Raw genomic sequence first — 19851 nt, 5'->3', positions numbered from 1 at the left:
AGGAGGAATAAAAGTGAGTATTTTAAGTGCAAAAAATTTAGAAACAAGTTATGAAAAGCTTACAGTGTTTCGCGATTTAAATGTGGAAATACAAGAAGGAAAAGTAACGACAATTATAGGTCCAAACGGTTGCGGTAAATCGACATTGTTAAAAACAATGGGAAGAATTTTAAAACAAAAAAGCGGTAAAGTATATTTGCAAGGACAGGATTTACATACAATTCCAACGAAAGAAATTGCGAAGCAGTTAGCTTTACTCCCGCAAACTCCAATTGCACCAGGTGAGCTTAAAGTGGAAGAATTAATTTCTTATGGACGCTATCCACATCGAAATAACGTAAATAAGTTAACGACAAAAGATAAAGAAATGATTGATTGGGCATTAGATATAACGAAAACTTCTGAATTTCGAACGAGACAAATTGCAAATTTATCAGGTGGTCAAAGACAAAAGGTATGGCTAGCGATGGCATTAGCACAAGAGACAGAAGTGTTGCTATTAGATGAGCCAACTACATACCTTGATATGTCTCATCAATTAGATGTATTACAAATTGTGGAGAAGTTAAATAAAGAACATAATTGTACGGTTGTTATGGTATTACATGATATTAACCATGCATCAAGGTTTTCAGATGAAATTATTGCAATGAAGGAAGGCGAAATTGTTACAACTGGTAGCCCAGAAGAAATCATTACAAATGAAGTGTTAAAAGAAGTATTTCATATTGATGCGCGTGTCATGATTGATCCGTATAACGGGGCTCCTGTTTGTTTCGGTTATGATAGCGTTGTATCTCAAGAAGAAAAAATCGAAATATATGTAACAAGTTAAAAAGGGGGGGATAGGGTGAATACTACAGTTGAAAAACAGCAGATTATAACATCTAATACAGAGCAGTGGAAAATGTATTCAAAATTAGAAGGTAAGGAATATCAAATTCATATTTCAAAGCCGAAGCAACCAGCACCGGATTCAGGATATCCTGTCATTTACGTATTAGATGGCAATGCCTTTTTTCAAACATTTCATGAAGCAGTTAAAATACAATCAGTAAGAGCGGAAAAAAACCGGTGTTTCACCAGCTATTATAGTAGGAGTGGGTTATCCAATTGAAGGCGCATTTTCAGGGGAAGAAAGGTGCTATGATTTTACGCCTAGCGTAATTTCAAAAGATGCCCCTTTAAAACCAGACGGTAAACCGTGGCCTAAAACAGGAGGAGCACATAATTTCTTTACTTTTATTGAAGAAGAACTGAAACCACAAATTGAAAAGAATTTTGAGATTGATAAAGGTAAGCAAACTTTATTTGGGCATTCTTTAGGTGGCCTATTCGCTTTGCATATACTATTTACAAACTTGAATGCTTTTCAAAATTATTTTATTAGTAGTCCATCTATATGGTGGAATAATAAATCCGTTCTTGAAAAAGAAGAGAACCTTATAATTGAATTAAACAATGCTAAGTTTGAAACAGGAGTGTTCCTTACAGTTGGATCACTTGAACGAGAGCATATGGTTGTAGGTGCAAATGAATTATCAGAGCGCCTTCTCCAAGTAAACCACGATAAACTTAAATTTAAGTTTTATGAAGCTGAAGGGGAGAATCATGCATCTGTTGTGCCGACGTCTTTAAGTAAAGGATTGAGGTTTATTAGTTACGTATAGGAAAAAAGGTTATGGATGAAACATTCCATAACCTTTTTTAATGTGTAGAATTGTCCTTTTCGAAAGTTTTGTTTCAACTTTTCGTCTAAAGAGACAAAAAGTTGTCACAATTCGGTCACAATTAGCATAAACATAAAATAGACGAAATGAACTTATTTCCAAAAGGCTTGGTTTATTACAATCAGGATTCGTAGAGCTGAAAAAGCATGGATGAAAAGTTCACTATATTCCCAAGGAGGTAGATCGTATGAAAACAATTCTTGCTATCGCTGGACTTATTTGGGTTCTATCACATGGCATTCCAATTTATGAAGGAGAACAAATTCGCAGTGCTCTAAATAAAAATTTTAATGAATATCATATCATTGATCGGCAAGATAATGTTGTGACAGTTCGAGTAAATGACTGTTTTCATACGGTAACCGTTGAAGGAACTTCAGTAGTGAATGATACAAAAGTATGTGATCAGCAATAATTATATATGGAAAGAAAAAATTCTTGGGTTAAATATCTGAAAATTTAAATTAAAACATTATAGACGAAGAATAAGCGGGGGCGGGTAATCCCCGCTTATTCTTGTTTCACTTTATTGAATTTTGATGAGAGATATAATGATTTTTTGACAAAAAGGAAAGGGTATACTGAAAATTGAGATTAAGAAGCTAATGCGTTGTTAAGAATAATCATAAAGTGTAAATATACTCTTATGGGGTATCATGCGTAGATATTTAATGCTATAATTGGTATACTCATAAAAAACAATTGTTTTATTGGATGAAGAGAAACTTTAAGAAGGTGATAATATGGATCATAAAGAGCATGAAGCAGTAACACATAGATCAGAAAAAGAAAAAGAACAGATTATAAATAGATTAAAGAGAATTGAAGGACAGGTCCGCGGTATTCAAAACATGATTGAAAATGATCGTTATTGCGTAGATATTTTAGTGCAAATTTCAGCGATTAATGCAGCGATGAAAAAAGTAGGAATGGGCGTTCTCAAAAATCATACGAGTCATTGTGTTTCAGGAGCTATTAAAAATGGAAATGGTGACGAAGCAATTGAAGAATTAATGACAGTATTTGAACGTTTTTCAAAAGCGTAAAAACAAGCTAGTATTTAACTGGCTTGTTTTTTTGTTTACCCTCATATTGGATTTGGGTGTATTGTAGTGAAAAAGTGTGTGTAAAATAAACTTTTAGAAAATAATTGAAAAATCATGATACAAAATCATTGATTACCTTAGGGGGGTATGGTAAGATGTAATTGTGATTAACAAACAATGAATAAACAAGAGGAGGATTTTAAATGGAACAGTTAACATTACAGGTTGAAGGTATGTCTTGTGGACATTGTGTAAATGCTATCGAAAGCAGTGTGAAAGAGCTAAACGGTGTTGAACAAGTGAAGGTTCAATTAGCAGAAGGAACTGTTGAAGTTACTATCGACTCGTCTGCTGTCACATTAAAAGATATCGTTGCTGTAATCGAAGATCAAGGATACGATGTTCAATAATTATTTTTAGATATGAAAATAAATCGTACTTTAAATGAAGTACGATTTATTTTGCTAATCATTATACCTCATAAGGGTATATAGAGATAATATGAAGCGACCTCCTAGATTATCAAGTCAGGGATTTTAACCCATAATAATGAATGAAAACATTATGAATGGGGTTATACCCTATGATAATAGGAGGCCACTATGGAAAATATAATCTATATTGGGATGGATGTCCACAAGGAAAGTTTTAGCTTATGTGCACTACACGGAACAACTGGGGAAATTGTAAGAGAAGCACGATGTGCTTCAAATGTATCTCTCGTAAAAAAATTCGTTGAGAAACTGAAAACAAAATATGGTGAAGATATAAAAATTAAAGCTGGATATGAGGCTGGTTGTTTAGGGTATTCACTTCATAATCTTCTTGAACAAAATGGAATTGATTGTGATATTTTAGCTCCCACAACAATGTACAGTTCATCAAAAAATAAAATGGTTAAAAATGATAAATTCGATGCCAAAATGATTGCTCTTAATTTAGCAAATGGCACCTATAAAGAAGTATATGTTCCAGAAGAAGAGGATGTTGCCGTGAAAGAGTATATCCGCATGTTAGGTGATTTTAAAACATCTTTGAAAAAAATAAAACAACAGATAAAAGCATTCCTTTTAAGGCATGGCTATGTGTATGAAGGGAAATCAAGCTGGACAATCGCTTATATGAAATGGTTAAAGAATCTTGATCTACAAGGATTATTCAAAGAAACGTTAGGCGAATACCTATTACAGTATGATGTTCTAGTCGATAAAATTGAGCGGTTCAGTCTGAGATTAGAAGAATTATCTCATCGTGAAAGGTACGAAGAACCAATCGCAAATTTAAGATGCTTAAAAGGTATAGATACAACATCGGCAATGACTGTTCATGTGGAAATTGCAGACTTCACTCGTTTTCCCACGGCTAAAGCATTTATGGCTTATGTAGGATTGACACCAAGCGAAAGCTCAAGTGGAGAAAAAATCAGTCGACGTTCGATTACAAAACAAGGAAATTCGACCGTTAGGTCTACTCTTGTAGAATGTGCAAATGCGTTGGTAAAAGGAACAATCGGATTAAAATCGAAGCGAGTGAAAGCAAGACAAAAAGGGCAACGAAGCGAAGTGATTGCTTATGCGGATCAGGCTGTAGAAAGGTTACAAAGAAAATATTATCGCATGATATATCAAGGGAAACCTAGAAATGTTGCCGTTACAGCTATCGCAAGAGAACTGGGGTGTTTTATATGGGGATTAGAAACAGGTAAAATTCACCGAAAATAAAGAGGGAAGGATATGAAGTTGATTGATTCATTCATAGTTAGAAACCAAAGGTATCAATTGATGGCATAGATGAGCTTCAGAGATAGTGAATTACAGGTCTGGCTATCTATGACTCACCTCTTCTGGCATGGCTGAAATTCTGATAAACAAGCTATTTATTAGAATTTGAAAAGGTGTGATCCACGCAGTGAGATTATAAGAGCCTAACGACGAACCATTAACCTGAGGTAACCAATCCACGAATAACAGAGTGGTTAACTGTCGATAGATCTTATTTCTGAAGCTTTTGTATGCCATCAAGAAAAATATTATGGGTGAAAAACTATTGACAAAGGTCACTTCATAACAGGTGAGAGACATGAATGAAAAAAAAGAGGCCAATCTTCAAATATCAGGAATGACATGTGCGGCATGTGCAAATAGAATTGAAAAAGGTCTAAAAAAAGTAGAAGGTGTTCATGAGGCAAATGTAAATTTTGCGCTTGAAAAAACAAAAATAATGTACGATCCAACTAAAACAAATCCGCAACAATTTAAAGAAAAAGTTGAATCATTAGGATATGGAATTGTAAGTGATAAAGCTGAATTTACTGTTTCAGGAATGACATGTGCAGCATGTGCAAATAGAGTTGAAAAGCGTTTAAATAAGTTAGATGGTGTGAACAAGGCGACAGTAAATTTTGCTTTAGAATCAGCCACAGTAGACTTTAACCCTGATGAAGTTAATGTAAATGAAATGAAGAGCGCGATTACGAAGCTAGGATATAAATTAGAAGTGAAACCAGATGATCAAGATGCATCAACTGATCATCGATTACAAGAAATTGAAAGACAAAAGAAGAAGTTTATTATTTCGTTTATTTTATCTTTCCCATTATTGTGGGCAATGGTTAGTCATTTCTCATTTACGTCATTTATTTATTTACCGGATATGTTAATGAACCCTTGGGTGCAACTAGCACTTGCAACTCCTGTTCAATTTATCATTGGTGGACAGTTTTATGTTGGGGCTTATAAAGCGTTACGCAATAAAAGTGCTAATATGGATGTTCTCGTGGCGCTTGGAACGTCGGCCGCGTACTTCTATAGTGTATATTTAAGTATTCAATCTATTGGTTCTTCGGAACATATGACAGATTTATATTTTGAAACGAGTGCGGTACTTATTACATTAATTATTTTAGGTAAATTATTTGAAGCGAAAGCAAAAGGGCGCTCATCAGAAGCAATTAAAAAATTGATGGGTTTACAAGCGAAGACAGCTACAGTTGTGCGAGATGGAACAGAAATAAAAATTTTGATTGAAGAAGTAGTAACTGGTGATATCGTCTATGTAAAGCCTGGTGAAAAAATATCAGTAGATGGTGAGATTGTAGAAGGAAAGTCAGCAATTGATGAATCGATGTTAACGGGTGAAAGTATTCCTGTTGATAAGTCAATTGGGGATGTACTAATAGGTTCGACAATAAATAAAAATGGATTTTTAAAAGTGAAAGCAACTAAGGTAGGAAGAGATACTGCATTAGCTCAAATTATTAAAGTAGTAGAAGAGGCACAAGGTTCAAAAGCTCCTATTCAAAGGGTAGCAGATCAAATTTCAGGTATTTTCGTACCGGTTGTAGTTGTGATTGCGATTATCACATTTGCAGTATGGATGATATTTGTTACACCTGGTGATTTTGGCGGAGCACTTGAGAAAATGATAGCAGTACTTGTTATTGCTTGTCCATGTGCATTAGGTCTTGCAACGCCTACATCTATTATGGCAGGATCAGGAAGATCGGCTGAGTATGGTATTTTATTTAAAGGTGGAGAGCATTTAGAAGCAACGCACCGATTAGATACGGTTATTCTAGATAAAACGGGTACAGTGACAAATGGGAAGCCGGTATTAACAGATGTAATTGTAGCAGATGGATTCAATGAAAATGAACTGCTTAGATTAGTAGGGGCAGCAGAAAGAAATTCTGAACATCCGCTTGCAGAAGCGATTGTAGAAGGAATTAAAGAAAAGAAAATTGATATCCCGAGTTCAGAAACGTTTGAAGCGATTCCGGGATTTGGTATCGAATCAGTTGTAGAAGGAAAACACTTATTAATTGGTACACGTCGATTAATGAAGAAATTCAATATTGATATTGAAGAAGTTTCTAAATCAATGGAAGCGCTAGAACGAGAAGGAAAAACAGCAATGCTTATTGCAATCGATAAAGAATATGCTGGTATAGTTGCCGTTGCAGATACTGTGAAAGATACTTCAAAAGCAGCTATCGCAAGACTGAAAAAAATGGGTCTAGACGTTGTGATGATTACAGGAGATAATACACAAACTGCTCAGGCAATTGCAAAGCAAGTTGGTATTGATCACGTAATTGCAGAAGTATTGCCAGAAGGAAAAGCAGAAGAAGTGAAAAAACTGCAAGCAAATGGTAAGAAAGTAGCGATGGTTGGAGACGGGATAAATGATGCTCCTGCTCTTGCTACAGCGAACATTGGTATGGCAATTGGAACGGGAACGGATGTAGCGATGGAAGCAGCGGATATAACGTTAATCCGCGGTGACTTAAATAGTATTGCTGATGCGATATTTATGAGTAAAATGACGATAAGAAATATTAAACAAAATTTATTCTGGGCATTAGCTTATAACGCGTTAGGAATTCCAATTGCGGCATTAGGTTTCTTAGCCCCTTGGGTTGCTGGAGCAGCGATGGCATTTAGTTCTGTATCCGTTGTATTAAATGCATTACGATTACAAAGAGTTAAATTAAAACCTTAAAAAGCTACATTAAGTAATTGAATAGAATTAAAAAACAATACTTGAATAAGTATTGTTTTTTTGTTCGTATAGAAATTAAAACGATATAATAAAGCAGAAATATAGAATCGTATGTAGTAGAAAAGTTAAGAGGTAGTTTGGTAAGGAGACTTATATATGTTAAAAGACATTATAATTAGAACATTCCAGAAAAAAGATTTAGATCAAGTATTACAATTGTTCTATGAAACAGTTCATACGGTTAATGCAAAAGATTATAATGAGTTACAGCTACAGGCGTGGGCACCGGAGCGACTAGATAGAGAAAATTGGTTACAGTCTTTAGAAAAGAATATTAGCTATGTAGCGGATCATAAAGGTATGATTGTGGGGTTTGGGGATTATAACGATGATCGTTACGTAGATCTTTTATTTACGCATAAAGATTATCAAGGGAAAAGAGTTGCTTCATACATACTACAGAAGTTAGAAAAAGAAGCAGTGAACTTGGGACATAGGGAGATATATACAGAGGCGAGCATTACCGCAAAACCTTTTTTTGAAAGTAAAGATTTTATTTGCATAAAAGAACAAAAGAAACAGCATAATGGTCAGATTTTTATTAATTATGTTATGAAAAAATATCCTTCTCATAAATGAGAAGGATATTTTTCATTATTTTACAGCTTCTTTTAGTTCTTTACCAGCTTTGAAAGCAGGTACTTTAGAAGCTGCGATTTGCATTTCTTCACCAGTTTGTGGGTTACGGCCTGTACGAGCAGCTCTTTCGCGAACTTCGAATGTACCGAATCCGATAAGTTGTACTTTTTCACCAGCAGCTAAAGTGTTAGTGATTGATTCTACTACAGTTTGTACAACTACAGTAGCTTCTTTTTGAGAAATCTCAGCATTTTGTGCTACGTTTTTAATTAATTCTGTTTTGTTCATGTTTTTCACCTCATATGTAAATAATGCTATTTAAGTTGTTATTATAACGTATAAAACATTCGAGAACAAGTGTACGTACATATATTCGCAAAAAAAATGAAATTTGTAATATTTTTAGGGTTCTTTATAGACATTCTATTTAAGCCGACAGAGATTTGTTCTTCATTTCAGTCTTCTCTTGATAAGAAGATAGTTTCTTATTATAAGATATGAAGTAAGGTAGTGCTACAAATAACATACCTCCTACTAAATTTCCCAAGAAAACAAAAATAAAGTTTGGAAAATATTCAGCCCAAGTGAAATGACCGGCAAAAATTGCGGCTGGGATGACAAACATATTTGCTACAACGTGTTGAAATCCAATCGCAACAAAAGTCATAACTGGGAACCAAATACCGATAATCTTTCCGATAAATTCTTTACTTCCCATACTGAGCCAAACAGCTAAACAAACGAGCCAATTACATCCGATTGCAGAAATAAATGCTTGCAATGGTGTATCTTGTAGTTTCGCTTGAGCGATAGAAATAGTTTTCGCTAAAAAAGCTCCTTCAGTTAAGCCAACGATATGGCCGAAAAAGTAGGCTACAAATACAGCCCCTATGAAATTGCTAAACGTAACAATAACTAAATTTCGTATGAAATGAAATAAAGTAATTTTCTTTTGAAGCCAAGCCATAGAAACTGTCATCATGTTACCAGTTACTAGTTCACCGCCTGCAAGAATAACGAGAATAAGACCGATAGGGAATACAGCAGCGCCTAGAAAACTAGTAAATGATCCCCAATATTTTGGCATTGTTCCAATAACATGAATATCGAGTAAATACCCTAATGCGATAAAAGCACCGCCAAAAAAACCGAGAATTAGCATAGGGAGTAATGATAAATGAGCTTTTTTCCTTCCGGAATTCGCAGCAAGTTCCGTAATTTCTTCTGGTGTAAATACAGACATGAATAACCCCTCCGTAATAAAATGATGGAATGAATAGAAAAAGATTCGAAAATATATGTATTATAAAAATATGGTATGACTTCTGTATAAAATTGTCAAAGTGAATAGGGAGGAAATTACATATTAATAACATTGTTCATGTTGTCACATTAATGTAACAATAAGGATTTAAAGTGTTTCTAGAGGTGAAAACATGAATACGAATCATGTAAAAAAAGAACGAAAAAAATCAATCGTAAAGATATTTATTATTAGTTTTATAAGTATATTAATGATACTAGTAAGTTTGTATTATTATGCGACAGAAATAGAACGAAAACTAGTAACAGTTACATGGAATGAAATAGAAGCTTCTGCAATTCCTAAAGAATTTAATAATAAAAAAATATTACAGTTTTCAGATGTACATTTAGGGCCAGAGTTTACATTGAAGCAACTTGAACATTTGGTGGAGAAGATGAATGAATTACATCCAGATATAGTAGTTTTTACCGGAGATTTAATAGATAAATTTGGTTCTTATAGTGCAGAAAGAGAGGGAGCGAAGGCTATTTTGCAGAAAATTTATGCTCCCTTAGGGAAATATGCTGTGTTTGGGAATCATGATAGGGGCGGGGGCGGTAGTTTATTTTACAAAAAATATATGGAGGAAGCTGGTTTTTCTGTATTAGTAAATGAAGTGCAGAAAATTAAAGTGGAAAACGGCAAATATATTACAATATCAGCTTTGGATGATTTTCTATTAGGGAAGCCGAAAATAGATTCAACTTTAAAAAACTTGAAACAAAATGATTTCAACATGTTATTAGTACATGAGCCGGATGTTGTAACCAAAATAAATCGTTACCCAGTTGATCTTCAACTGTCAGGACATAGTCACGGAGGACAAGTCCAAATCCCTTTTGTAGGTCCGTTAATTACTACCAAACTAGCTGAGAGTTATGTTGAAGGTATGTATGAAGTGGAGGGGAAGAGTAAGCAGTTATATTTATATGTAAATCGTGGTATTGGGACTACTAGGATGCCTGTTAGATTTTGTAGTGTACCTGAACTTTCAGTTTTTGTGTTGAAGCAAAAGAGTGACTAGAATATTTAACAATATGATTCGGAGGAACGTGCGATGTTGGGCGATGGAAAACAGTTTCTTAAAACTTTAGATGTGACAAAGTAATTTTCATAAATAAAAAACAACAATAGGACCTATAAAGGGTCCTATTGCTGTTTTTATCCTGCATTGATTGCCCATAAATGTCCGATTGATGGGGGCTAATTATAGTTTTACTTTGTTATTTTTGCAAGGAAAGACCATCAAAATATGTTCTATAGTTATTTGAGAATTCGAAGTTGTTTTTTGCATCCCAATTAATAGACCAAGACATTAGGCCGCGGAATGCAGGATAGCCACTCTGGTTAGAAAGTTTATACTTTCCTCCGAACGGAACTCCTTTAATGATATAATTTAAAGCTTTTTTCATTTCAGTTGGCGAAATGTATCCACCACTTGGAGCTGCCGCTGGTGCTGCTGGAAGCCCAATCATGACTTGATCTGAACGAAGAGCTGGGAAAATGTTATTTGCATTACCACCTACAGGAAAACCATGTAAGAGCATATCTGCCATAGCGACCTCGTAGTCTGCAGTACCTTGATTGTAGTTATTACCGTCCATTCCAATCCCGCTACCAGCGTTGTAGTGTTGAACATGAATGTATGTTAGTTTATCTTTCACTCCGTAAATAATTGGTAAATATGCACCCCATATGCTTCCATATGCGCTATAACCGCCTTGAACATAAGCTGTTTCAGGAGCCATGCTTAATAGAAAATCTGGACCATAATGATCTGAGATTGTTCGAATAGCTGATATAAGATTTACGATTTGGGGAGTAGTTGGATTTTTGAAATTAGTATCATTTCCGTTTAAGTAAATACCTGATTCAAGGTCAATATCTATTCCATCAAAACCGTATTTATCGATTAGAGACTGTATGGAATTAATAAAACGATCCTTAGCGGCATTGTCAGGAAGTAAAACGACTCCATTTTGTCCACCTATTGAAAGAACTACTTTCTTTCCTTTACTTTTTAAATAAGAAATATCTGATTTGAAGTCTGCATCTGTACCATACACAGGAGAAAATTCAACAGTGGAACGATCACCACCAGTTTCACCAAAAGATACATTGATTACATCCCATTTTGGTGAAACGTCTTTTAATTTAATAATGCCAGTACCGTTATCAAAGTTATGCCAATATCCAACGAGTAATTTTGAACCTAAATTGTTTGCTGCTTGTGCTTGGAAAGGGGATAGCGGTAGAAGTAAGAACATTACTAAAATACAACAAAAAAATTTGAACTTGTTTAACATATCAACACTCCTATACAAAAAGTTGTCTAGATGTATAATCTTGTTTATTTAATAATATCTGAAAATTCTTTCTTTTGTAAGGGGACTATAATTTTCTCAACAATTGTGTATGGGAAAGTATTAAACCTAATGTAATAATTTTTGAAGAAGGTTGAATTGTAATTGTTAAATTCAGAATATTTTGATATATTTTAACGTATAGAACAAAATCTTTCGCACAGTACTCTTACATAAGTTTCAAAATTTAGTTTGGAAGGGGATGTACAAGATTTGGATAAAAATCTAAAGAAAGACCTCAAAATACGCCACATTACAATGATTTCAATTGGCGGCGTAATAGGGGCTGGTTTGTTTGTTGGAAGTGGTGCAGTTGTACATTCGGCAGGACCAGGTTCTATCGTTTCATATGCATTAGCAGGACTTCTAGTCATTTTCGTCATGAGAATGCTAGGAGAAATGGCAGCTGTTAATCCGACAAGTGGTTCATTTGCAACGTATGCAAGAGAAGCGATTGGTCCTTGGGCGGGTTATACAATAGGCTGGTTATACTGGTTTTTTTGGGTAATTGTTATTGCAATAGAAGCCACAGCAGGTGCTGGTATTATCCAATATTGGATTCCACAAATACCGCTTTGGTTATTAAGTTTAATATTAACAATTTTATTAACGCTGACGAACGTTTTTTCGGTGAAATCATTTGGAGAGTTTGAATATTGGTTTTCTTTTATTAAAGTAATAAGTATTGTTTTGTTCCTTTGTCTAGGTCTTGCTGTTATTTTAGGATTTGTTCCAGGAACAGAAGCACCCGGCACTTCGAATTTAATTGGACAAGGTGGATTTATGCCAAACGGTATAAGTTCGGTCCTGCTTGGAATTACTGTTGTTATATTTTCATTTATGGGATCAGAGATTGTAGCAGTAGCCGCAGGTGAATCTGCAGAACCTGTAAAAGCAGTAAAAACAGCAACAAACAGTGTGATTTGGCGTATTCTTGTATTTTTTATTGGGTCTATAGCGGTAGTTGTTACGCTACTGCCATGGAATTCAGCAAACATATTAAAAAGTCCATTTGTAGCTGTACTTGAACATATAGGAATACCAGCGGCAGCACAAATTATGAATTTTATCGTTTTAACAGCTGTACTTTCTTGCTTAAATTCAGGCTTATATACAAATTCAAGAATGCTTTTTTCAATGGCAGAAAGAGGAGATGCTCCAAAGTCATTTTTAAAATTGAACAGTAGTGGTGTTCCCGTTCGAGCGGTTTTATTTGGAACTTTCTTCGCTTATATTGGAGTTGTGTTTAGTTACATTTCTCCAGATAAAGTCTTTTTGTTTTTAGTGAATGCATCTGGCGGGATTGCGTTACTAGTTTATCTCGTTATTGCAGTTTCGCATTTAAAGATGCGTAAAAAAATGGGGAAAGTAGAACAACAAAATTTGAAAGTGAAAATGTGGCTTTTTCCGTATGTAACGTATGTTACAATTGCTGCTATTATAGCAGTTTTAGTTGCGATGTTCGCAATTGATACTTTACGTTCACAAGCATTTTTAACAATGTTTGTTACTGTTCTTATCATACTTTCTTATTTTATTTTTAATAGAAATAAAAATATCACAGTTTTGCATCCTAAAAGTAAGAATGAGGAATCTGTTCGATTCTAATTTTCTTATTTTCGAAGAGAGTTACACCCAATCATTGCTATAAAAGAATCATATATAATCATAGAAACAAGTAATTACTATTGTCATAGTGGATATAAACTTTTTTCTTGACTTTTTATACGAAGGCGAGCAAAATGGTAAAAAAGGAAGGGGGGATGATGATGGAAGAGTACGTATTAGAGCTGTATAACCTGTTATATACGACAGAATGGCAAGATATTGTTTCGTTTCTAGGAATCGTATTTTGCATGAAAATTGTAATTGTATATATGGAAGAGCAAGGTATGTTCTATTCCTTCTCATCTCCGTTCGATGTGCAGCGCGAGCCGTTGCTAAACTATGCCAATGTGAATTACGAACAATTTCTTTTTGTAGTTTTCTTTATGATTCGATTTATTACAGCAATTGTAAGGAAAAAGGAAAGTGACGATGAAGAGTGCCACTCAACTTGTAATATAGCGAATGTTTTTTAAGCTAAATACAAGGAGGAGATTTATATGTGGTTTCGATTTCTTATGATTGGTTTCTTTTCATTAACAGCAATTTCATTAATGGGATATCAAGTGTCTGAAATTTTTCAAGCATATAGCGATACATTTTTTAACAAAAACTAATCGCATTGCTATTTGAATAATAAAGCGATAAAATCCTTCTTAAGAAGTTTTATTAAGAAGGATTTTTTTCTTTGTCTGGTCTTGCTGTGTCAAACTATTGTCACATTTACACTGTGAATAATATGTTAAAATAGTGAGGTTATGTATACATACTTGAAGGAAGAGGGAGTGACCATTTTGGTGGATCAATCAACAAATCAGAAAAGCTATGCTCCTATTGTGATAACGCTTTCTGTAATTGTAAATGCGATTATTTTATTTTTGTTCTTTGGACCTGTTGGCTATGAAGGAGAAGTACATTTTGATGTAACGATTTTACCAATGTTAAACGCGATTTTTAATAGCTTTACGTTCGTATTTTTATTAGCAGCGTTATTCTCTATTATTAAAAAGAATGTGAAAATGCATCGTGGTTTTATCCTTGCAGCATTTACGACAACTTTACTATTTTGTGTGTCGTATTTATCGTATCATTACTTAGCACCGGCAACACATTTTGGCGGAGAAGGATTCATTAAATATGTGTATTTCATCATTTTAATTACACATATTATCCTAGCAGCAATTATCGTACCACTTGCATTGTTTGCGCTTGTATTTGGTTTTACAAATCAATTAACACGTCACCGTAAAATTGTACGTTGGACGATGCCGATTTGGTTATATGTAAGTTTATCTGGTGTTATTGTTTACTTAATGATCTCACCTTATTACCAATAAAAAAATCTCAGCCTGTAGGCTGGGATTTTTTTATTAAGCAAATATTTTTGTGAAATGAAAAAAATATGGTATACAAAAGTATAGTTGCTTTTCATATAGAAGGGATGGTAAAGAAATATGCAAAATTTTGTATTTCGTAATCCAACGAAACTTATTTTCGGTAAAGGTCAATTAGAACAGTTAAAAACTGAAATTCCACAGTTCGGTAAAAAAGTTCTTCTCGTATACGGGGGAGGCAGCATTAAAAGAAACGGTATTTATGATAATGTAATTTCTATTTTAAAGGATATTAATGCAGAAGTATTTGAATTAACAGGTGTTGAACCGAATCCACGTGTATCAACTGTAAAGAAAGGGATTCAAATTTGTAAAGAGAATGGTGTTGAATTTATTTTAGCAGTTGGTGGAGGAAGTGTAATCGACTGTACGAAGGCAATTGCAGCTGGTAGTAAGTACGATGGAGATGTATGGGATATTGTAACGAAAAAAACATTTGCTAATGAGGCATTACCATTTGGTACTGTACTTACTCTTGCAGCAACAGGATCTGAAATGAATGCAGGCTCGGTAATTACAAACTGGGAAACGAATGAAAAGTATGGATGGGGTAGCCCGGTTACTTTCCCGCAGTTTTCGATTTTAGATCCAGTTCATACTACTTCTGTACCGAAAGATCAAACAATTTACGGTATGGTAGATATTATGTCGCACGTATTAGAACAATATTTCCATCATGGAACGAATACAGAACTACAAGATCGTTATTGTGAAGCTGTTTTAAAAACAGTAATTGAGACAGCTCCTAAGCTTTTAAGTGATTTAGAAAATTATGAGCATAGAGAAACTATTTTATATTGTGGTACTATGGCGTTAAACGGCATTTTAGCAATGGGAGTAAAAGGAGATTGGGCGACTCATAATATTGAGCATGCAGTTTCTGCTGTTCATGATATACCACACGGGGGTGGCCTTGCGATTTTATTCCCGAACTGGATGAAGCATGTTGTAGAGGGAAATGTAAGTCGTTTTAAACAGTTTGCTATTCGAGTATTCAATGTAGAAACAGATGGAAAGACTGATCGAGAAATTGCGTTAGAAGGAATTCAGGCGTTACGTCAATTTTGGACTTCAATTGAGGCGCCAGTAACATTATCTGATTACGCTATTGGAGAAAATGAAATTGATTTAATGGCGGATAAAGCTATGGCGTATGGTGAATTTGGTAACTTTAAAAAATTAAATAAAGATGATGTTTTAAGTATATATAAAGCTTCTTTATAAGTGAATTTAGAAAAGAAATCTATTTGATTGTTTGATCGAATAGGTTTCTTTTTTTTGCTGTTTATAAATGTTTATAAATGTTTGTGGATGTTTTTGATTATTTTTGATTGTTTATGGTTGATTTTTGTGACCGTTTTCATTATACTGTAATCAAAGAAGAGGTGAATAAAATGTTAACTCCTGAACGTCATCAAATGATATTGCAACTTGTAAAAGAACAGAAAGTTGTAAAATTACAGCAATTAGTTGAAAGAACAGAAAGCTCTGAGTCGACAATTCGCCGTGATTTAGCACAATTGGAAAAGCAAAGGTTATTAAAAAGAGTTCATGGTGGTGCCGCTGTTTTAACAGGAAAAGGGCAAGAACCAACGATGGTCGAAAAATCATCCAAAAACATTCAAATAAAACAACAAATTGCTAAGTATGCGGCTAGCGTTATTGAACAAGGTGATTGTATTTATTTAGATGCAGGAAGTACAACATTTGAAATGATTCCATTTTTAATAAATAAAGATGTTACTGTCGTTACGAATGGACTTATGCATATTGAAGCTTTAGTTGAAAATAATATTCGTGCGTATTTACTAGGCGGAATGATGAAGAGTAGGACGAAAGCTTTAATCGGTGCTATGGCACAGGAAAGTATGCAGAAGTATCGTTTTGATAAATGTTTTTTAGGTGCAAATGGTGTACATGAACAGCTTGGCTTTACAACGCCAGATCCAGAAGAAGCGCTCTTAAAACAAATGGCATTAACATTAGCAAACGAAGGATATTTCTTAATTGATGAAAGTAAGTTTTCAGAAGTTGCGTTTGCGAAAATTGCAAATGTTGAAGATGCAAATATTATTACAAACCATTTAGAAATTGATTTAGAAAAATATAAACAACAAACCAATGTAATTGAGGCTGATAAACAATGATCTATACAGTTACTTTAAACCCATCTATTGATTATGTAGTGCAAGTTTCTTCCTTTGATTTAGGAACAATAAATCGAGCGGAAAAAGATATGAAGTTTCCTGGAGGAAAAGGAATTAATGTTTCTCGTGTTCTTCAGCGTTTAGGTGTTAAAAATATAGCACTTGGATTTACTGGTGGATTTACTGGTCAATTTATTAAAGAGGTATTACAGACGGAAGGTGTAACAACAAACTTCGTCCAAGTAGATGAAGATACTCGCATTAATGTGAAAATAAAAGGGGAAGAAGAAACAGAATTAAATGGCCAAGGTCCTATTGTAACAAAAGAGCAGTTCGAACAGTTAATGAAAAAAATTGAGAGTATGCAACCTGGAGATTGTGTTGTACTTGCTGGGAGTGTACCAGTTTCTATTCCAAGTACCTTTTACGAATCAATTGCTGCGTTTGGAGCTGAAAAAGGTATTCGTGTAGTAGTAGATGCAAGTGGAAGTGCACTGCAACATGTAATTAAAAATAAGCCATTTTTAATTAAGCCAAACCACCATGAACTTGGTGAGTTGTTTGGAGTGGAGCTTTCAACAGTAGAGGACGTTTTACCTTATGGAAGAAAATTAATTGAACAAGGTGTAAAACACGTTATCGTATCGATGGCTGGAGAGGGAGCTTTATTATTTACGGCAGAAGGTATATATGAAGCGACTGTTCCAAAAGGTGTTGTAATTAATTCAGTTGGGGCCGGGGATTCTCTTGTTGCAGGGTTTGTAGGCAAATATGAACAGACAAAAGATATTGAAAAGGCATTTCAATACGGCGTTGCAACAGGGAGTGCAACAGCATTTTCAGCTGATTTATGTAAGAAGGAAAAAGTAGAAGAATTATTGTCGCAAGTAATTGTAGCTAAGCGATAGGGGGAAGCAACATATGAAAATTACAGAACTATTAAAAAGGGATACAGTCATTATGGATTTGACAGCTTCAAATAAAGAAGCTGTCATAGATGAATTAGTTGAGAAATTAAACGGGGCAAATCGTTTAAATAGTAAAACGGAATTTAAAGAAGCTATTTTAAAGCGGGAGGCCCAAAGTACGACTGGAATAGGGGAAGGTATTGCAATACCTCATGCGAAGACAAAGGCTGTTAAACAACCATCGATTTGTTTTGGTAGAAGTGTAAGCGGTATCAATTATGAGTCGCTTGATGGACAGCCAGCACAGTTATTCTTTATGATTGCTGCAAGTGAAGGAGCGAATAATACTCATTTAGAAACGTTGTCTCGTTTATCGACATTATTAATGGATGAAGGATTTCGCAAGCAACTATTAGAAGCAAAGGATGAAAGTGAGCTTCTTCAACTATTTGATGAAAAAGAGAATGAAAAAGAAGAAGAGATTGAAGTCGCAAAACCAGAAGGAAATGAACCGTACGTACTTGCTGTTACAGCTTGTCCAACTGGAATCGCTCACACATATATGGCAGCGGATAGCTTAAAAGCAAAAGCGACAGAGTTAGGAATAGCGATTAAAGTTGAAACAAACGGATCAACAGGTATTAAAAACGGTTTAACGAAAGAGGATATTGAACGTGCAACAGCTATTATTGTTGCGGCGGATAAACAAGTAGAAATGAATCGTTTTGCTGGTAAACATGTCATTCAAGTGCCAGTTGCTGATGGGATTCGAAAAACGGAAAATCTGCTTAAGCGAGCTGTCAAACAAGATGCACCAATCTTTAAAGGTGTAAAAGAGGACGGGAAATCAGAAAGTATTGAGGGAGAAAAAGGATTAGGAATTTATAAGCATTTAATGAGCGGTGTAAGTAATATGCTTCCATTCGTTGTTGGTGGCGGGATTTTAATAGCGTTAGCGTTTTCGTTTGGTGGTATAAAGGCGGAAGGTCCTTTAGCTGAATTGTTCATGTCAATTGGTGGAGGAAAAACAGGTGCGTTTTTATTCCTTGTACCAATTTTAGCTGGATTTATTGCAAGTTCTATTGCTGATCGTCCTGGTTTTATGCCTGGTGTTGTAGGTGGATTTTTAGCAGCGAATGCGAATGCTGGATTTTTAGGTGGGTTAATTGCTGGCTTCTTAGCTGGATATGTTGTTTTAGGGTTGAAAAGATTATTTTCAGGACTACCAGTACAATTAGAAGGAATTAAACCTGTATTGTTATATCCAGTCTTTGGATTATTGATTACAGGAGTTGTAATGCAAAAAGTAGTAATTCCGCCTGTAGTAGCATTAAATGAAATGTTGACAGGGTGGTTAAATGGTTTAAACGGTACGAATGCTATATTACTAGGTCTTATTTTAGGTGGTATGATGGCAATTGATATGGGAGGGCCAATTAATAAAGCGGCATTTACGTTTGGTATTGCTGCAATAGAAGCGCAGAATTTTGGAGTGCACTCAGCAGTTATGGCTGGTGGGATGGTACCACCACTTACGATTGCATTCGCAACTACATTCTTTAAATCAAAGTTTACAGAAGCGGAACGTAAATCTGGTTTAACAAATTATATTATGGGAGCGTCGTTCATTACAGAAGGTGCGATTCCGTTTGCAGCTGCAGATCCGGTTCGAGTAATCGTAAGTTGTGTTGTTGGTTCAAGTATTGCAGGTGCGTTATCTATGTTATTCCAAATTACATTACCGGCACCGCATGGTGGATTATTTGTAATAGCGTTAGTAAATAAACCGTTACTATATATTTTCTCTATATTAATTGGAACAATTGTCTCGGCTGTTATGCTAGGTGTTTGGAAAAAGAAAGTTCAATAACAAATAAAAAGAGAGCAGTTTTTAGTAGCTGCTCTCTTTTTATTACAAAAAAATAGGTTAACAATTGAATATTGATGTTTTTTGGTAAAAGATGTAACGAATTGTGAATTTTTTGTAACAAAAAAGTAACACTGTAATTTTTTCTGGAAAAAAGTTCTTGTGCTCGTATATGAAAAATATATGAAAACCACTGGAGATTGTATGAGAAATACATTTTATTAATATGGAAATTTATGTTACAACTCGTTAATCGTATATTACGAATGCTTTGTAATTGTGTGATTTCTAAAAATTCTAAAAATCTGTTGCTATAATGAAAATACGAAAACAAAGCAAATGGAGG

At 34.6% G+C, this 19851-nt stretch carries 18 protein-coding genes and 1 pseudogene; 16 read left to right on the top strand and 3 right to left on the bottom strand.

Annotation, left to right across the window (positions count from 1 at the left end):
• Window positions 1–13: 13 nt before the first annotated feature.
• The 8 genes and pseudogenes from MHH55_RS12685 (at window position 14) to MHH55_RS12650 (ending at window position 7915) form a co-directional block, all read left to right on the top strand.
• The gene (locus tag MHH55_RS12685; protein ID WP_000025766.1) at window positions 14–835 is read left to right on the top strand and encodes an ABC transporter ATP-binding protein; all 822 of its coding nucleotides are present in this window, start codon (window positions 14–16) and stop codon (window positions 833–835) included.
• Between the two features lie 15 nt (window positions 836–850).
• Window positions 851–1670 (top strand): annotated as a pseudogene (locus MHH55_RS12680) (alpha/beta hydrolase).
• Window positions 1671–1917: 247 nt separating this feature from the next.
• A complete protein-coding gene (locus tag MHH55_RS12675; protein ID WP_000849103.1) occupies window positions 1918–2145 on the top strand; it encodes a hypothetical protein in 228 nt (75 codons plus the stop codon).
• A gap of 328 nt (window positions 2146–2473) precedes the next feature.
• Window positions 2474–2776 (top strand): metal-sensing transcriptional repressor, encoded by a 303-nt coding sequence (locus MHH55_RS12670; RefSeq protein WP_000349637.1) that lies wholly within the window; start codon window positions 2474–2476, stop codon window positions 2774–2776.
• Between the two features lie 203 nt (window positions 2777–2979).
• Window positions 2980–3186 carry a copper chaperone CopZ gene (gene copZ / locus MHH55_RS12665; RefSeq protein ID WP_000436973.1) on the top strand — a complete coding sequence of 69 codons (207 nt, stop codon included), beginning with the start codon at window positions 2980–2982 and terminating at the stop codon, window positions 3184–3186.
• A 192-nt stretch (window positions 3187–3378) separates the two neighbouring features.
• Window positions 3379–4497: an IS110 family transposase gene (locus MHH55_RS12660; protein ID WP_340880263.1), complete on the top strand. Its 1119-nt coding sequence runs from the start codon at window positions 3379–3381 to the stop codon at window positions 4495–4497.
• Between the two features lie 358 nt (window positions 4498–4855).
• Window positions 4856–7276: a heavy metal translocating P-type ATPase gene (locus MHH55_RS12655; RefSeq protein WP_078187071.1), complete on the top strand. Its 2421-nt coding sequence runs from the start codon at window positions 4856–4858 to the stop codon at window positions 7274–7276.
• 156 nt (window positions 7277–7432) lie between these two features.
• Window positions 7433–7915: a GNAT family N-acetyltransferase gene (locus tag MHH55_RS12650; RefSeq protein ID WP_078187072.1), complete on the top strand. Its 483-nt coding sequence runs from the start codon at window positions 7433–7435 to the stop codon at window positions 7913–7915.
• A gap of 15 nt (window positions 7916–7930) precedes the next feature.
• On the opposite strand, the gene MHH55_RS12645 is transcribed toward MHH55_RS12650, so the two are convergent.
• Together MHH55_RS12645 and MHH55_RS12640 are read right to left on the bottom strand one after the other, a co-directional pair.
• Window positions 7931–8203 (bottom strand): HU family DNA-binding protein, encoded by a 273-nt coding sequence (locus MHH55_RS12645; protein WP_001043904.1) that lies wholly within the window; start codon window positions 8201–8203, stop codon window positions 7931–7933.
• A gap of 139 nt (window positions 8204–8342) precedes the next feature.
• A complete protein-coding gene (locus tag MHH55_RS12640) occupies window positions 8343–9158 on the bottom strand; it encodes a formate/nitrite transporter family protein (protein WP_000110546.1) in 816 nt (271 codons plus the stop codon).
• A 193-nt stretch (window positions 9159–9351) separates the two neighbouring features.
• Between MHH55_RS12640 and MHH55_RS12635 the strand changes: the two genes are divergently transcribed.
• A complete protein-coding gene (locus tag MHH55_RS12635; RefSeq protein ID WP_078187073.1) occupies window positions 9352–10245 on the top strand; it encodes a metallophosphoesterase in 894 nt (297 codons plus the stop codon).
• A 199-nt stretch (window positions 10246–10444) separates the two neighbouring features.
• On the opposite strand, the gene MHH55_RS12630 is transcribed toward MHH55_RS12635, so the two are convergent.
• Window positions 10445–11527, bottom strand: coding sequence for a chitinase (locus tag MHH55_RS12630; protein WP_000932436.1), 1083 nt, complete (start codon window positions 11525–11527; stop codon window positions 10445–10447).
• A 270-nt stretch (window positions 11528–11797) separates the two neighbouring features.
• Between MHH55_RS12630 and gabP the strand changes: the two genes are divergently transcribed.
• The 7 genes from gabP to MHH55_RS12595 all read left to right on the top strand — a co-directional run bounded on the left by gabP (window position 11798) and on the right by MHH55_RS12595 (window position 19508).
• Complete coding sequence (gabP, locus tag MHH55_RS12625; protein ID WP_000360111.1) at window positions 11798–13192, top strand: GABA permease; 1395 nt, start codon at window positions 11798–11800, stop codon at window positions 13190–13192.
• Window positions 13193–13326: 134 nt separating this feature from the next.
• Window positions 13327–13665, top strand: a complete 339-nt coding sequence (locus MHH55_RS12620) for a hypothetical protein (protein WP_130055482.1) — start codon at window positions 13327–13329, stop codon at window positions 13663–13665.
• 318 nt (window positions 13666–13983) lie between these two features.
• Window positions 13984–14526, top strand: coding sequence for a DUF420 domain-containing protein (locus MHH55_RS12615; RefSeq protein ID WP_000228315.1), 543 nt, complete (start codon window positions 13984–13986; stop codon window positions 14524–14526).
• A 117-nt stretch (window positions 14527–14643) separates the two neighbouring features.
• Window positions 14644–15807, top strand: a complete 1164-nt coding sequence (locus MHH55_RS12610) for an iron-containing alcohol dehydrogenase (RefSeq protein ID WP_001179093.1) — start codon at window positions 14644–14646, stop codon at window positions 15805–15807.
• Between the two features lie 170 nt (window positions 15808–15977).
• Window positions 15978–16730 carry a DeoR/GlpR family DNA-binding transcription regulator gene (locus tag MHH55_RS12605; RefSeq protein ID WP_000957279.1) on the top strand — a complete coding sequence of 251 codons (753 nt, stop codon included), beginning with the start codon at window positions 15978–15980 and terminating at the stop codon, window positions 16728–16730.
• Window positions 16727–17638, top strand: a complete 912-nt coding sequence (gene pfkB, locus MHH55_RS12600) for a 1-phosphofructokinase (protein WP_000640859.1) — start codon at window positions 16727–16729, stop codon at window positions 17636–17638. The genes MHH55_RS12605 and pfkB overlap by 4 nt, the downstream gene beginning before the upstream one ends.
• A gap of 13 nt (window positions 17639–17651) precedes the next feature.
• On the top strand, window positions 17652–19508 hold the full coding sequence (locus MHH55_RS12595) for a PTS fructose transporter subunit IIABC (RefSeq protein WP_000704608.1): 1857 nt from the start codon (window positions 17652–17654) through the stop codon (window positions 19506–19508).
• Window positions 19509–19851 lie beyond the last annotated feature (343 nt).

It is taken from the genome of Bacillus sp. FSL K6-2944, from assembly GCF_038005385.1.
GTDB lineage: Bacteria > Bacillota > Bacilli > Bacillales > Bacillaceae_G > Bacillus_A > Bacillus_A cereus.
The sequence above is the reverse complement of the archived record's forward strand: the minus strand, read 5'-3'. Positions and strand labels throughout refer to the sequence as shown.